The 13,396-nt window shown below is 60.9% G+C and carries 12 protein-coding genes; 2 read left to right on the top strand and 10 right to left on the bottom strand.

The window, feature by feature from the left end; all coding sequences use genetic code 11:
* Positions 1–75 precede the first annotated feature (75 nt).
* The 6 genes from ACIQAL_RS07575 to ACIQAL_RS07600 all read right to left on the bottom strand — a co-directional run bounded on the left by ACIQAL_RS07575 (position 76) and on the right by ACIQAL_RS07600 (position 7,239).
* Positions 76–1,071, bottom strand: coding sequence for a TRAP transporter substrate-binding protein (locus tag ACIQAL_RS07575; protein ID WP_166595087.1), 996 nt, complete (start codon positions 1,069–1,071; stop codon positions 76–78).
* 409 nt (positions 1,072–1,480) lie between these two features.
* Positions 1,481–2,305 carry an HpcH/HpaI aldolase/citrate lyase family protein gene (locus tag ACIQAL_RS07580; protein ID WP_401144137.1) on the bottom strand — a complete coding sequence of 275 codons (825 nt, stop codon included), beginning with the start codon at positions 2,303–2,305 and terminating at the stop codon, positions 1,481–1,483.
* Between the two features lie 157 nt (positions 2,306–2,462).
* Positions 2,463–3,662: a CaiB/BaiF CoA transferase family protein gene (locus ACIQAL_RS07585; RefSeq protein WP_401144139.1), complete on the bottom strand. Its 1,200-nt coding sequence runs from the start codon at positions 3,660–3,662 to the stop codon at positions 2,463–2,465.
* 128 nt (positions 3,663–3,790) lie between these two features.
* Positions 3,791–5,155, bottom strand: coding sequence for an MmgE/PrpD family protein (locus ACIQAL_RS07590; protein ID WP_401144141.1), 1,365 nt, complete (start codon positions 5,153–5,155; stop codon positions 3,791–3,793).
* Between the two features lie 10 nt (positions 5,156–5,165).
* Positions 5,166–6,329, bottom strand: coding sequence for an acyl-CoA dehydrogenase family protein (locus ACIQAL_RS07595; protein ID WP_401144143.1), 1,164 nt, complete (start codon positions 6,327–6,329; stop codon positions 5,166–5,168).
* A 70-nt stretch (positions 6,330–6,399) separates the two neighbouring features.
* Positions 6,400–7,239 (bottom strand): MaoC family dehydratase N-terminal domain-containing protein, encoded by an 840-nt coding sequence (locus ACIQAL_RS07600; RefSeq protein ID WP_401144145.1) that lies wholly within the window; start codon positions 7,237–7,239, stop codon positions 6,400–6,402.
* A 127-nt stretch (positions 7,240–7,366) separates the two neighbouring features.
* On the opposite strand from ACIQAL_RS07600, the gene ACIQAL_RS07605 reads away from it, so the two are divergent.
* Complete coding sequence (locus tag ACIQAL_RS07605) at positions 7,367–8,278, top strand: LysR family transcriptional regulator (protein WP_401144542.1); 912 nt, start codon at positions 7,367–7,369, stop codon at positions 8,276–8,278.
* Between the two features lie 61 nt (positions 8,279–8,339).
* Here the strand turns inward: ACIQAL_RS07605 and ACIQAL_RS07610 are convergent, their stop codons facing one another.
* Complete coding sequence (locus tag ACIQAL_RS07610; RefSeq protein ID WP_401144146.1) at positions 8,340–8,984, bottom strand: hypothetical protein; 645 nt, start codon at positions 8,982–8,984, stop codon at positions 8,340–8,342.
* Positions 8,985–9,241: 257 nt separating this feature from the next.
* Entirely contained in the window at positions 9,242–10,084 is an 843-nt protein-coding gene (locus ACIQAL_RS07615) for an AraC family transcriptional regulator (protein WP_401144148.1), read from the bottom strand.
* A gap of 225 nt (positions 10,085–10,309) precedes the next feature.
* On the opposite strand from ACIQAL_RS07615, the gene ACIQAL_RS07620 reads away from it, so the two are divergent.
* The gene (locus tag ACIQAL_RS07620; RefSeq protein WP_401144150.1) at positions 10,310–11,038 is read left to right on the top strand and encodes a CatB-related O-acetyltransferase; all 729 of its coding nucleotides are present in this window, start codon (positions 10,310–10,312) and stop codon (positions 11,036–11,038) included.
* Between the two features lie 467 nt (positions 11,039–11,505).
* Here ACIQAL_RS07620 and ACIQAL_RS07625 read toward each other — a convergent pair whose 3' ends face one another.
* The gene (locus ACIQAL_RS07625) at positions 11,506–12,459 is read right to left on the bottom strand and encodes an alpha/beta hydrolase (protein WP_401144152.1); all 954 of its coding nucleotides are present in this window, start codon (positions 12,457–12,459) and stop codon (positions 11,506–11,508) included.
* Positions 12,460–12,703: 244 nt separating this feature from the next.
* Complete coding sequence (deoC, locus tag ACIQAL_RS07630) at positions 12,704–13,384, bottom strand: deoxyribose-phosphate aldolase (RefSeq protein WP_401144154.1); 681 nt, start codon at positions 13,382–13,384, stop codon at positions 12,704–12,706.
* Positions 13,385–13,396: the final 12 nt, after the last annotated feature.

The following is a 13,396-nucleotide window of genomic DNA, read 5'->3' on the forward strand; positions in this document are numbered from 1 at the left end:
CACCCCCCTCTCCCAGAAGAAGCGGGTGGCCACGCAGGCCCGGGGCCTGTATCGATCAAACCGTCATGCGGGTGATCAAGGCGCCTTGTTGGAGTCGTCAGCGGCCTTGATCAGGTCAGGCCCGATTTCTTCGGCGAACTTGTCCCAGACCGGCTTCATGACTTCGCGCCATTTGGCCCGTTGCTCGGGGGTGAGGGTCACGATCTCGCTGGTCTTGGAGTCGATGATCTTCTGCTTGGCGGTCTGGTTCAGGGCTTCAGCCTGTTTATTCACCTCGACGGTGACCTGGTCCATGATCTTCTGCAGTTCGTCGCGGACGTCAGGCTGCAGACCGTTCCAGAATTTCGAGTTGGTGATGACCATGTAGTCGATCAGGCCGTGGTTGGACTCGGTGAAGAACGGCTGCACCTCGTTGACCTTCTGGCTTTCATAGTTCGACCAGGTGTTCTCGGTGCCGTTGACGGTGCCGGTCTGCAAGCCCTGATAGACCTCGGCGAAGCTCATCTTGCGCGGGTTTGCTTTAAGCGCGACGAACTGCGCTTCCAGCACGCTCGACGCCTGGACGCGGAATTTCAGGCCACGGGCGTCTTTCGGCTCAACCATCTTCTTGTTCGCCGACAGCTGCTTCAGGCCGTTGTGCCAATAGGCCAGGCCGTGAATGCCTTTGTCGTCCATGGAGGTCAGCAGCGCCTTGCCCTGCGGGCCTTGCTGGAAACGGTCGACGGCGGCCAGGTCGTTGAACAGGAACGGCAGGTCGTAGATTTGGGTTTTCTTGGTGTATTGCTCGAACTTGGCCAGGGACGGCGCCAGCATCTGCACGTCACCGAGCAACAGCGCTTCCATTTCCTTGCCGTCGCCGAACAGCGAGGAGTTCGGGTAGACCTCGACCTTGACCTTGTCTTTCAAGGCGGGATCGGCCGCTACCATTTTCTGAAACATCAAGGCGCCCTGGCCTTTCGGGGTGTTTTCCGCCACCACGTGAGCGAACTTGATGACGACGGGGTCAGCGTGGGCCATACCGGCCACGGACACTGCAGCGGCGCAGAACAGCGCCTTGGTCAGCTTCAACATCGATATCACCTTTTTATTTTTGTAGGAGCTTTATAGTTTTTGGAGCAGTCGGTGGATCATGAGCGTTGTGCCATCTAACAGTGCCCAACCCTGCGTGTTTCGAGAATCAGCTTTTATGTAAGCCAGCGTTCGGTGGAGCTGAACGCCGCCACGTTTCCATGAATCATTCCCCACGGGCGAGCCAGACGCCTTGTAGCAGGAAAGTTAGCAGGCTAATGAAGAAGTGCCACTATTGAGCGCATCGCCACAATGGATGCTGATCAAACAGGAGACTGGAGTGCGCGGTCCAAAGGCGCAGGTGGCCTCTGTAGGAGCGAATTCATTCGCGAGACGTCGTTACAGTCGATGAACGGTTGTCGCCTGGAATGCAGCCTCGCGAATGAATTGGCTCCTACAGAGGGGTTGCGTGTCAGCCAGCGGCCAACGCCAACAACCGCTGTGCCCGTTGCAGCACCGGCGCATCGACCATCTGCCCGTCCAGCTGAAACGCCCCTGCCCCACCCGCCGCTGTGCTGGCTTCCACCACGCGCCCGGCCCAGGCCAGGTCATCGGCACTGGGCGCGAGGGCGGCGTGGATCACTGGCACTTGTTTGGGGTGAATGCACAGGGCGCCGCCATAGCCCATGTCATAGGCGTGACGAATCACACGGTGCAGACCGTCGGGGTCGCCGATGGCCGGGTGAACGCCGTCCAGCGGAGGCAGCAGATCAGCACCTCGGGAATGCAATTGCACCGACATGCGCGCCTGATCGAGAAACAGCTGGGCGGCCTGGGTGCCGGTGTTGAGGTTCAGGTCCAGCGCCAGGTCCAGGCCACCGAACGACAGACGCTCGACTCCCGGCGCACGGGCGATTTCCGCGAGGGCCAACAGCCCCTTGGCGCTTTCGATGATGGGTAACACCGATTTGCCCGTGGCGTGAACGGCGGCCACATGGGCGGCGCTTTCCACTTTGGGCAATAGCACCCCGGCAACGCCTGAGTGCTGTTTGCAGAACGCCAGGTCCGCCGCGTGTTCGGCATGATCCGGCGCATTGACCCGCACCCAGACCGCCGCTTCAGGGTGGTCGCGCAAAAACGCGCCGAGGTTGTCCCGGGCCTCACGCTTGAGCGGCTCTTCCACGGCGTCTTCGAAATCGACGATCACCGCATCGGCCCCGGCGGCCAGTGCTTTGGCGAATCGCTCGGGTCGGCTGCCGGGCACAAACAGCGCGGAGCGGATGATGGATGGGGGCATGGTCTATATCCTTGTGAAATGTGTTCTGTGGGAGCGAATTCATTCGCGAGACGTCGTTGAGACCGATGGAAATGCGTCAGATGTACCGGCCAATCGCGAATGAATTCGCTCCCACAGTGAAACCGGGTCCGCCATAAAATCGCGGCCAGACGGCGACCTAAACCACCCCGGCCTTCGTCATCCGCGCCTGATCGTCGGCGCTGAAACCCAGTTCGCCCAGAATGCTCGCCGTGTGCTGCCCCAGCCCCGGCACGCCGTCCATGCGCGGGGTGAAGGCGGCGTTGCGACCCGGTGGCAGCAACGAGGGCAACGGGCCGGACGGGCTGTCCACTTCGCGCCAGCTGTCGCGGGCCTTGAGTTGCGGGTGATCCCACACGCCTTGCATGTCGTTGACTCGGGCGTTGGCGATCTGCGCGTCTTCAAGCCGCGCGACCACTTCATCCACACTCAGCGAGGCAAAGCCTTCGACGATGATCTGCCGCAGCACCTCGCGGTTTTCCGAACGCTTGAAGTTGGCCGAGAAACGCTCGTCGGTCGCCAGCGCCTTGTCCAGCAGCACCTTCTCGCAAAACAGCGCCCACTCCCGCTCGTTTTGCAGCCCGAGCATGATCGTGCCACCGCCCCCGGTCGGGAACGGGCCATAGGGGTAGATCGTCGAGTGCGATGCTCCGGCCCGAGGCGGTTGCGGCGCGCCGTTGTAGGCGTAGTACATCGGGTAGCCCATCCACTCCACCAGGCTTTCCAGCATGCTGACGTCGATGCGGCTGCCTTCGCCGGTCTTGTCCCGCAGCATCAGTGCCGAGAGGATGCCGGTGTAGGCGTACATACCAGCGGCGATGTCGGCGATGGAGCAACCGGCCTTGGCCATGTCGTTTTCACCGGGGCCGCCGGTCACCGACAGAAAGCCACCTTCGCTCTGGATCAGCAGGTCGTAGGCCTTCTTCTTCTCATAAGGGCCGCCTTCGCCGTAGCCGGAAATGTCGCAAACGATCAGGCGCGGGAAGCGTTCGTGCAGGGCCTCGAACGACAGGCCCATGCGTGCAGCAGCGCCGGGTGCGAGGTTCTGCACCAGCACGTCGGCCTGGCCCAGCAGCGATTCCAGAATGTCGCCCGCCTCGCCCTGTTTCAGGTCCAGGGTCAGGCTTTCCTTGGAGCGGTTGGTCCAGACGAAGTGCGAGGCCAGGCCGTCGACACGCTGGTCATAGCCACGGGCGAAATCGCCGACGCCAGGGCGCTCGACCTTGATCACGCGGGCACCGAGGTCCGCCAGTTGGCGCGTGCAGAACGGCGCCGCGATGGCGTGTTCCAGGCTGACGACGGTGATGCCGTCCAGAGGACGGGGGTTGTTTTGAGTCATGTTTTTCCACCTCTCACGCATCCCTGTAGGAGTGAGCTTGCTCGCGATTGCGATCTACCTGTGCCGAATACTCAAACTGACACACCGCTATCGCGAGCAAGCTCACTCCTACAAGTTCGGCGCATGCCTTAAATCAGGTCGCTCAACGACTGCGCATCGCGCAGCTGCCAGACCCGTTCGATCAACGCCTTGCCCTGCTCCACCGAGCGGGCGCCGGAGAACGCCAGCAAACGCTGCACCTTGTCTTCCAGCTCCGGCCGCGACAGGGTGTTGCCCGGGTCGCCCTTCGGGTCGTCGATGGCGGCAGTCAGGTTGCGGCCGTCGGTGGTGGTGACGATCACGCGCCCCAGCCAGCGTGCCGGGTAAGCGCCGTCGACTTCAGGGTCCAGCTCCATCGTCACCTTCTCGCGGAAGGCCGCGACGTCGGCATCCACCAGCGCCAGATCGCGGAATTCGATCAACTGCGCGCTGCCATGCACGGCAATCAGACCCAACACCGCGCCCATGGAAAACTTCGCCTGATGCACGGTCTGCGGCACATCGACCCGGCCCAGCACGTCAATCGCGCCTTGGTGAACGCGGGTCACGACCTTGGCGATCTGGTCATGGCGCAGGCCTTCGCGCTGCATCAGGTGCAACAGCGCATCGGCGGCAGGATGGGTGTGGCGGCACGAGGCGTGGAATTTGAACGAAGTCTCGACCAGCGCCCAACGGGAGCCCAGACGATCCGACAACTTCGACGGATCGCTGTCCGTGGACATCCCCGCCGCCAGGCCCTGATCGCCTTCCAGAATATTGCGTGCGCCGGTCAGGCCGTCTTGGGTCAGGTACGCCGACAGCACGCCGTCAGCCGCTGCCTTGGCGGTGTGCAGCTGTTTCGAATCCGCCGCGTCACGCAGGAATTCCCACAGGCCCGCCGCTTGCGTGCCTGCGGTGCCGAGCAGATTGATGAACTGCTCCTGATTGAAGTTCAGCAGCTTGCCCACCGCCACGGCGGCGGCGAGGGTGCCGACAGTGGCCGTGGTGTGGAAGATGCGGTAGTGCGAACGACCCATGAATTCGCCGATGCGAATCCCGGCCTCGTAACCGGCCACCGACGCCAGCAGCAGGTCCTGGCCGGATTTGTCCAGGTCCTGCGCCACCGCCAACACGGCGGAAAACACCACGGTCGCCGGGTGCAATACCGAGCTGTTGTGCAGGTCATCCTGCTCGACCAGGTGCGAGGCCGCGCCATTGACCAGCGCCGCAAAATACGCCGACGTACCGCGACCGTTCACCAGAATTTTCGCCTTGCCGCTCGCCGGGCCGACCCGTTCGGCGTAACGCTCGAAAACGGGAATCGGACGGGCGCCTTTGCTGGCCAGCGCCGAACCGATCCAGTCGAGGAACAGGTCTTCGGTGCGATCCAGCACGTGGCCAGGGATCTGCTCGTATTTCAGCTCGGCGAGGAAGCCCGCTAATACCTGAGTGTGGCTTGCCTGGGTATGACTCATCTCGATGTCCTCAGAAGCTGCGTGGCAGTTCGAGCAAATGCTCGGCAACGTAGGAAAGAATCAGGTTGGTGGAGATCGGCGCGACCTGGTACAGACGGGTCTCGCGGAATTTGCGTTCGACGTCGTATTCGTTGGCGAAACCGAAGCCGCCGTGGGTTTGCAGGCAGGCGTTGGCCGCTTCCCACGACGCCTTGGCCGCGAGGTACTTGGCCATGTTCGCCGCGGCGCCCGCGTTCTTGCCGCTGTCGTATTCTTCGCAGGCGCGCCAGCGCATCAGGTCGGCGGCTTCGATTTCGATGTGGGCTTCGGCAATCGGGAATTGCACGCCCTGGTTCTGTCCGATCGGGCGGCCAAACACCACGCGGTCGCGGGCGTAGGCGGCGGACTTTTCGGTGAACCAGCGACCGTCGCCAATGCATTCGGCGGCAATCAGCGTGCGCTCGGCATTCAGGCCGTCGAGGATGTATTTGAAGCCCTTGCCCTCTTCGCCGATCAGGCTGTCAGCGGGCAGTTCGAGGTTGTCGAAGAACAGCTCGTTGGTTTCGTGATTGACCATGTTGGCAATCGGCTGAACGGTCAGGCCGTTGCCGATGGCTTCGCGCAGGTCAACGAGGAAGATCGACATGCCTTCGGATTTTTTCTTCACCTCGGCCAACGGTGTGGTGCGGGCCAGCAGGATCATCAGGTCGGAATGCTGAATGCGCGAGATCCAGACCTTCTGGCCATTGATCACGTATTTGTCGCCCTGCTTCACGGCAGTGGTCTTGATCTTGGTGGTGTCGGTGCCGGTGGTCGGCTCGGTCACGCCCATCGATTGCAGGCGCAGTTCGCCGCTGGCGAGTTTTGGCAGGTAGTAGCTTTTCTGCGCTTCACTGCCGTGACGCAACAGGGTGAACATGTTGTACATCTGGCCATGCACGGTGCCGGAGTTGCCGCCGCAGGCGTTCACTTCTTCGAGAATCACCGAGGCTTCCGCCAGACCCAAGCCCGAACCGCCGTATTCAGTCGGGATCATCGCCGACAGCCAGCCCGCGTCGGTCAGCGCCTTGACGAAGGCTTCCGGGAAACCCTTCTCTTCGTCGATCTTGCGCCAGTACTCGGCCGGGAACTCGGCGCACAGGGCGCGCACGCCTTCGCGGATGGCATTAAGGTCTTCGTTATCGTATGGACTCATGGTCTGTGCTCACATCTGGCGGCGGCGCGACGGCCCGCTCTATAAAGGAAGAGATTCAATCGAAGGCGGCTCAGTCAAAAACCACTTCGGCGCTCTGGGCCACGCCTGCTTCATTACCGGCCCACAGCTGCGCCTTGCCCGGCTCGCTGATGCGGCCACCCACGCGGAACGGCGTCGGCACGTTCAGCGGGCGCACACCGCGATAGGCGAAATGGCGCACGCGCGCCTCGGGGTTGGCACGAATGAACGCGCGCAGGTTGAAGGTGGCGATCATCGGACCGTGCACCACCAGCCCCGGATAGCCCTCGGTTTCGGTGACGTACGGGTAGTCGTAATGGATGCGGTGGCCGTTGAAGGTCACGGCGGAATAGCGGAACAAGAGGGTCGGCGTCGGCTCGATGGTCTCGCTCCAGTGGCCCTGCTCCGGCGCTTCACCGCTGTTGAGCTTCGGCGGATTGGGCTCGCGGTAAACGATGTCTTGCTCTTCGCGCACGCACAGTTCGCCGTTTTGCGAATAGTCATGACGCAGGGTGACGAACAGCAGCGAGCCGGTGCGGCCATGCTTTTCTTCGATGTGCAGGATGGTCGACAGACGATGGGCATCGGCGCCGACGGTCAGCGGCCGGATGAACTCGACCCGGCCACCGGCCCACATGCGGTTGCGATTGTCAGCGGGAGGCAGAAACCCGCCGCGAGCGGGATGGCCGTCTGCGCCGAGTTGCGTTTCGAACACCGGGTCCTGAAAGAAACACCATTGCCACAGCGGTGGCAACGCGTCGCCATCGGCAGGCACCGGCTCACCGAACGTGGCGGCGATGCGCTTGATCAGGTTGTGGCTCAGGTGATCCCGAGCCTCTTCGGTCCGACCGATCCAGGCGCTGAAATCCACCGGCGACTCTGAAGCACTCATGTGAAAGAACCCTCTGCAAATTGTTGTTATGAGCGGATCATGAGAGCCTATCGGCATTCTGTGAATTTGCATTTGCGTATACCGGCGTTCATATATGCTGAACGCCTTCACCTGTCCGGACATCCCCATGCACTTCGACCTGGCTGACCTGCGCCTCTTCATCCACATTGGCGAATCCCCAAGCCTCACCCAAGGCGCCCGCCGCGCCTTCCTCTCCCCAGCCGCTGCCAGCGCCCGGATCAAGGCACTGGAAAGCCAGCTCGACACGCGCCTGCTGTACCGCGACAGCCGCGGCGTCGAACTGACCCCCGCCGGTCAGCGCCTGCTCAAGCACGCGCGGCTGATCATGAGCCAGGTCGATTACCTGAAAAGCGAATTCACCACCTACGGCACCGATTCCGCCGGGCACATCCGCATCTTCGCCAACACCACGGCGGTGACCGAATTCCTCCCCGAAGTGCTGGCAGGCTTTCTCGCCCAGCGTCCCGGCGTGACGGTGGACCTGCAAGAGCGTTTGTCGCGGGACATCGTGCGCGGCGTGCTGGACGGCAGCTCGGACATGGGCATCATTGCCGGGCCTGTGGAAGCAGCCGGATTGCAGGTGATCCACTTCAGCACCGACCGCCTCGTCCTGACCGTTCCGGAAGGTCACGAACTGGCGACGCAGAAAACAGTCACGTTGAAGCAAACCCTGGCGTTTCAGCACATAGGCCTACACGAAGGCAGCACGTTGTTGAGTTTTCTGCGTGATCACGTGGAGCGATTGGGGTTGAACCTGTCACTGCGGATTCAGGTGTCGAGCTTTGAAGCGATCTGCCGGATGGTTGAAGCGGGGGTCGGGATCGGCGTCATTCCCGAGTCCGCCGCGTTGCGACATAGCCGGACGATGAAGCTGGTCACTGTTCAACTCGACGAGCCGTGGGCCGTGCGTGAGCGCAGCATTCTGGTGAGGGAACTGGACGCCCTGCCAGGGGTGGTCAGGGCGTTGATTGCGGTGTTGATGCCCTCCGCCCACGAGGCAACCAAAACCAACAAATAGCTCGCTCAGAGAGAGGAGTCATGACGTTCGTGACGTCAGTTCTCACGTAAACGGGTATTTGTTATAGCGCGGCAATCTGGATATTGTCGATGTAATAATCATTACCGTATCCGGATTGCTGATGACTTTTAATAGCAAATTCCAGGACACTACTGTTTGCCACGACTGTTCCGCCTAACGCCTGCCAGGTCGCCAAAGGCTCGTATACACCTGCTATTTGTACGCCAGCGACCTCCAGCGCCAGCCTTGCCGTTTGCGTTATAGGATTGACGATTTGCCTACACCTTATTTCAAAGCGATAAGAAGCACCCGGTTTGAGCCCCGACAGTGATTTTCTAAGAACAACACCTGACTGGCCATCACCCTGAGTGGGATTGAAAAGATATTTGCCCTCAGCTCCAGTCTCGAGTCTCAAGTCGCGCCCCGCTGGCCCGGCTACCCAGCCGTTCCAACTGCCATTCTCAAAATCCGTAAAGTCTACAAACGGTGGTTCTACCACCGTTATACGCCAGCTATTTGAGGTAATCGTCCCGATCTTGGCAGTGAAACTGTGCTGCCCAATCGATAATCTGGGGACCGGAAATTGCCAACGCCCTGCGACCACCGGAGCGTTACCAATAAATGCATTGCCATCGTAGATTTCTACAATCTGCTCAGTTGAACTGATCCCGCTCAAAAGAAGTGGTGCTTCCACTCCGTCGCTCATAATAAAGTCCTTTTAAAAGGCCAAGTCGGATAGTCGATTGCCTGTTGGAATGGATGTAACTATAGGCGACCCCATAGAAGGTATGACTCTTTGTTCGACGGCCCATGAGAACCAGCCCCGCTAAAAAATCAGCCAATACAAAACCTTAACTTTTTTATATTTCTAATAACACTAATTACAACTGCAAAATAATCTAAAGAGTCTCTACCTGCTCATCGTTATCCACCGGAACCTGAAGTCCTTATCTGAAAACAGGCTCAGGAAGGCACTCGTCCCAACATCTTCAGCCACTTCCCCGGCGGATACCCGAACGTCTTCACGAAATGTCGGGTCATGTGGCTCTGGTCGGCAAACCCCGCCATCACCGATGCATCGGTCAATGCCACGCCGCACGAAATCGAATGGCGCACGAGGTCGAGGCGTCGCAGGGTCAAATAGCGGTGGGGGCTGGTGCCGAAGAGTGCGCGAAAATCCCGGGACAGGCGCCAGCGGTCGGTGTCGCTGGCCTGTTCCAGCGCCTCCAGGCTGACGCCCTGTTCAAGGCTGGCCATCAGCAGTTCGCGGGCGCGTTCGGCGGCGGCGTAGTCGGTGGATTGCCGCCCTCTTCTCACGCCTGCCGCGTCTTGCAACGCGACGGTCAAATCAAACACTGCGTCGTCCAGTTCCAGCGGTTCGAACGGGTTGTGCAGGTCTTTCAACAATGCCTGGCTCGCCCTGAACAACCGAAGGTCACGGGACACGCCGCCCTTGATGAAGGGCAATGGCTTGCCGCCCAGCACCTGCTGGATCATCGCCGGTTCCAGGTAAAACATCCGGTAGCGAAAGCCGTCTTCGGTGCCCGCGTGGCCATCGTGGGGTTCGTCAGGGTGCAGGACGATGGTCTGGCCCGGCAGGTTGTTCACCTTGTCCTTGCCGTACTGAAAACTCTGCACCCCCGACAGGGTGTGGCCGATGGCGTAGGTGTCGTGGCGGTGCATCTCGAAACCGTGGCCGTGGAAATATGCCTCGATGCGCTCCAGGTTCGGCAATGGCTGGGCGCGCACGACCCAATCCCGCTCGGAATGCGCGAGGTGGGCTTCTCCGTTTGAATACTTGTCCATGGCGCGGCTCGTGATCGACAACTGACACAGGCGAACACAGATACCACTTGGCGCGTTGCTTGGGAATGGCAGGCAGCCTAACTGTCGATGAAGGGCGAGATATGCGACTATTCCCGACTTTTCCTACACCAGTCTTTCTCAAAAAGAGACGCGCATCGGTAACGCAGCCTCGCCAATGATCTGCAAAAGCGCCCCTCTCATTGCCTTCAAACGGACGTGCCTTTCATGAATTTCCTGCGCCGCGTACTCCTCGATCGTCAACTCAAACAGGGGCTGGCCCAGAACAAATGCCGTCTGGACAGTGGCATCCGTGGGCTGCGGCGAGACATGGAGCTGACGCTGGAGCATGGCGTGAAGCTGCATCAGGTAAAAATCAACGCGGAGCGCCTGAGCATCGGCGCCTACACCGACATCGTCAGCGGTACCGAGTTGCAGAACGTCGCGAGTATTGGCCGCTATTGCTCCATCGCCCGCGACGTGACCATCGGCCAGAATCGCAAATCCCACCCGCTGGAATGGCTCAGCACCCACAGCGCGCTGGGCGGGTTGCGTCAGCAGCAGGCAGGATTGGCGCAGCATGAGGCGGTCAAGCAGACCGTGATCGGCCACGACGTGTGGATCGGCATGGACGTGTTGATTCTGGAAGGCATCACCATCGGCACCGGCGCGGTGATCGGCGCGCAATCCTTGATCACCAAGGACGTGCCGCCCTACGCCATTGTCGTCGGCTCCCCGGCCAAAGTGCAGCGTTATCGTTTCGAGCCGCACATCATCGAAGGGTTGCTGGCGAGCCAGTGGTGGAACCTGACGCCGCACCAATTGGCCGAACTGCCCATCGAAGACCCCGAAAAACTGCTGGAAGCATTGAAGGGTTTTGTCGTGCCGGACAGCCATCCCGGCAAGGTCGTGGTGCGCAACAAACCTTTTTCGGTGAGCCACCAGGCTGCGCAGTGATTCAGCCACGCTTGAGATCGATCTGTGGGAGCGAATTTATTCGCGAGACATCGGAACTGACGATACATCTCCGTCGCCTGAAACACCTATTCGCGAATGAATTCGCTCCCACAGTTTGAATGCGCGTCACGCCTCGGACTCCGCGGCGCTACGGAATCCCTGTGGGAGCGAATTTATTCGCGAGACATTGGCACTGACGATACATCTCCGTCGCCTGAAACACCTATTCGCGAATAAATTCGCTCCCACAGTTTGAATGCGCGTCACGCCTCGGACTCCGCGGCGCTACGGAATCCCTGTGGGAGCGAATTCATTCGCGAGACATCGGCGCTGACGATACATCTCCGTCGCCTGAAACACCTATTCGCGAATGAATTCGCTCCCACAGATGCCCCGTGGCGCTGCGAAAGCTGAGGCGTGGCATGGGTTCCCTTCTACAGGTTTAAACCGCATACACCCCTTCACCCTCACCCCGCCTGTTTAGCTGGCGCTGCGGAGTCGTTGGACGCATGCACCGGTGGCGCTTGTTCGTTGAGCAGCGTCTGAATCGCCTGACCATAAGCCTGACGCCCGAGGTTCATGCTGTTGTTGTGATTGCCGCCCGGCACCATCAACAGGTTCTTCGGTTCTTGCGCGGCCTGGAACAGCTGCTCACTGAAACGCGGCGAGACGAACTGATCCGCCGCGCCATGGACGATCAGCAGCGGCATGTGAATGTCAGCAATCTTGTCGATGGAATCGAATTTCTGCGACACCAGCCAGCGCACCGGCAATGACGTGCGGGTGCTGGCGACAGACGCCGCGACGTCCGCGAGGTTGGTGAAGGTGGACTCGATGATCAGCCCTCGCGCCTGAATCGGCTCGTCGCCCTTCTGCGCATCGCGCCCCAGCTCCGAGGCCAGGTCCACGGCCACCGCGCCACCCAAGGAATGCCCGTAGATCAAGCGTTTGCGGGCGTCGGGTTGCAGCTGTTTCAAACGCGACCACGCGATGCGCGCGTCTTCATACACCGACGCTTCGGACGGCAGTTGCCCTTTGCTTTCGCCAAAGCCGCGATAGTCGATGGCCAACACGGAAAAGCCCAGCGCGTGCAGTTGCTCGATGCGGAAAAATTGCCCGGTGAGATTCCAGCGCGAGCCGTGTAGATAAAGGATCGCGGGCGCGTCTTTCTTCTCGGCCAGCCACCACCACGCGTGAATGTTCTGCGACACGCCGAACGACGGCGCCTTGAGTTCCAGCTCCTGCATATCGGCGGGAATGCCGTGGTACCAGCTGGCGGTGCCGGGTTCGATCATGAACACCAGCTCCCGCTCCTTGTGCTGCAACGCCGCGCAGCCGACCGGCAGGCCGACGACGATCAACAGCATGCACAGCCAGAAAAACCAGCGGGCCTTGAAATGCGCCAGGGAGAATTGCGGCATGAGCGATGGATTCCGGAAATCGAATGAGACCTCCGGCAGTTTGCCATTCATTGGCGAGGTCGGTCATGCCCTTCAGCCGAATGGAGCAGCGGTGCGCGTGTCCGGTCACCGATAGCCCATGACGATACGCACGCCCCTTGTAGGAGCCGGCTTGCTGGCTCCTACAGGTCGAAAAGTGCACGCAGGTCGGATGATGCACACCACCCGAACACCGCGCACGGTAGAGCGGGATGAACAGCCTGTATCAATACCCCGAACCCGACGCAGGCGCGCCGCTGACAATCGCAATGCCGGAACTGGTGCCCAGACGCGTCGCGCCCGCTTCGATCATCGCCACGGCCGTTGCGTAATCCCGCACGCCGCCCGAGGCTTTGACGCCCACGCCCGCACCGACCACCTTGCGCATCAGGGCCACGTCTTCCAGCGTCGCCCCGCTGCGGCTGAAGCCAGTGGAGGTTTTGACGAACGCGACGTCCAGCTCTCGGCAGATCTCGCACGCGGCGGTCTTCTGCGCGTCATCCAGCAGGCAGGTTTCCAGAATCACCTTCAGCGGCACGTTACCACAGGCCTGTTTGACCGCTGCGATGTCATCCCGCACGACATCCAGCAAGCCGTCCTTCAGCGCGCCGACGTTCAGCACCATGTCGATTTCGCCCGCACCGGCAGCAATCGCCTGCTTCGCTTCGAACGCCTTGGTGTCAGTAAGGCCGGCGCCCAACGGAAAGCCGACCACGGCGCAGACCTTGACCGGCTGCCCAGTCAGCAACGATGCCGCGTACGGCACCTGTCCAGAGTTGACGCACACCGAATAGAATCCATGTTCCTGCGCTTCACGGCACAAGGTGGCGATCTGCGCGCGCGAGGCATCGGCGGCCAGCAAGGTGTGGTCGATGTACTGCGCGAGCGCGGCGGGTTCGATCTTCATTGACTCTTCCTT

This window comes from Pseudomonas sp. NPDC088368, from assembly GCF_044753445.1.
Classification (GTDB): domain Bacteria; phylum Pseudomonadota; class Gammaproteobacteria; order Pseudomonadales; family Pseudomonadaceae; genus Aquipseudomonas; species Aquipseudomonas bambusae.

Bases quoted from the DNA above. Each gene is read 5' to 3' on its own strand.
- ACIQAL_RS07575 (WP_166595087.1), bottom strand. From the start codon at position 1,071: ATGTTGAAGCTGACCAAGGCGCTGTTCTGCGCCGCTGCAGTGTCCGTG.
- ACIQAL_RS07580 (WP_401144137.1), bottom strand. From the start codon at position 2,305: ATGCCCCCATCCATCATCCGCTCCGCGCTGTTTGTGCCCGGCAGCCGA.
- ACIQAL_RS07585 (WP_401144139.1), bottom strand. From the start codon at position 3,662: ATGACTCAAAACAACCCCCGTCCTCTGGACGGCATCACCGTCGTCAGC.
- ACIQAL_RS07590 (WP_401144141.1), bottom strand. From the start codon at position 5,155: ATGAGTCATACCCAGGCAAGCCACACTCAGGTATTAGCGGGCTTCCTC.
- ACIQAL_RS07595 (WP_401144143.1), bottom strand. From the start codon at position 6,329: ATGAGTCCATACGATAACGAAGACCTTAATGCCATCCGCGAAGGCGTG.
- ACIQAL_RS07600 (WP_401144145.1), bottom strand. From the start codon at position 7,239: ATGAGTGCTTCAGAGTCGCCGGTGGATTTCAGCGCCTGGATCGGTCGG.
- ACIQAL_RS07605 (WP_401144542.1), top strand. From the start codon at position 7,367: ATGCACTTCGACCTGGCTGACCTGCGCCTCTTCATCCACATTGGCGAA.
- ACIQAL_RS07610 (WP_401144146.1), bottom strand. From the start codon at position 8,984: ATGAGCGACGGAGTGGAAGCACCACTTCTTTTGAGCGGGATCAGTTCA.
- ACIQAL_RS07615 (WP_401144148.1), bottom strand. From the start codon at position 10,084: ATGGACAAGTATTCAAACGGAGAAGCCCACCTCGCGCATTCCGAGCGG.
- ACIQAL_RS07620 (WP_401144150.1), top strand. From the start codon at position 10,310: ATGAATTTCCTGCGCCGCGTACTCCTCGATCGTCAACTCAAACAGGGG.
- ACIQAL_RS07625 (WP_401144152.1), bottom strand. From the start codon at position 12,459: ATGCCGCAATTCTCCCTGGCGCATTTCAAGGCCCGCTGGTTTTTCTGG.
- deoC (WP_401144154.1), bottom strand. From the start codon at position 13,384: ATGAAGATCGAACCCGCCGCGCTCGCGCAGTACATCGACCACACCTTG.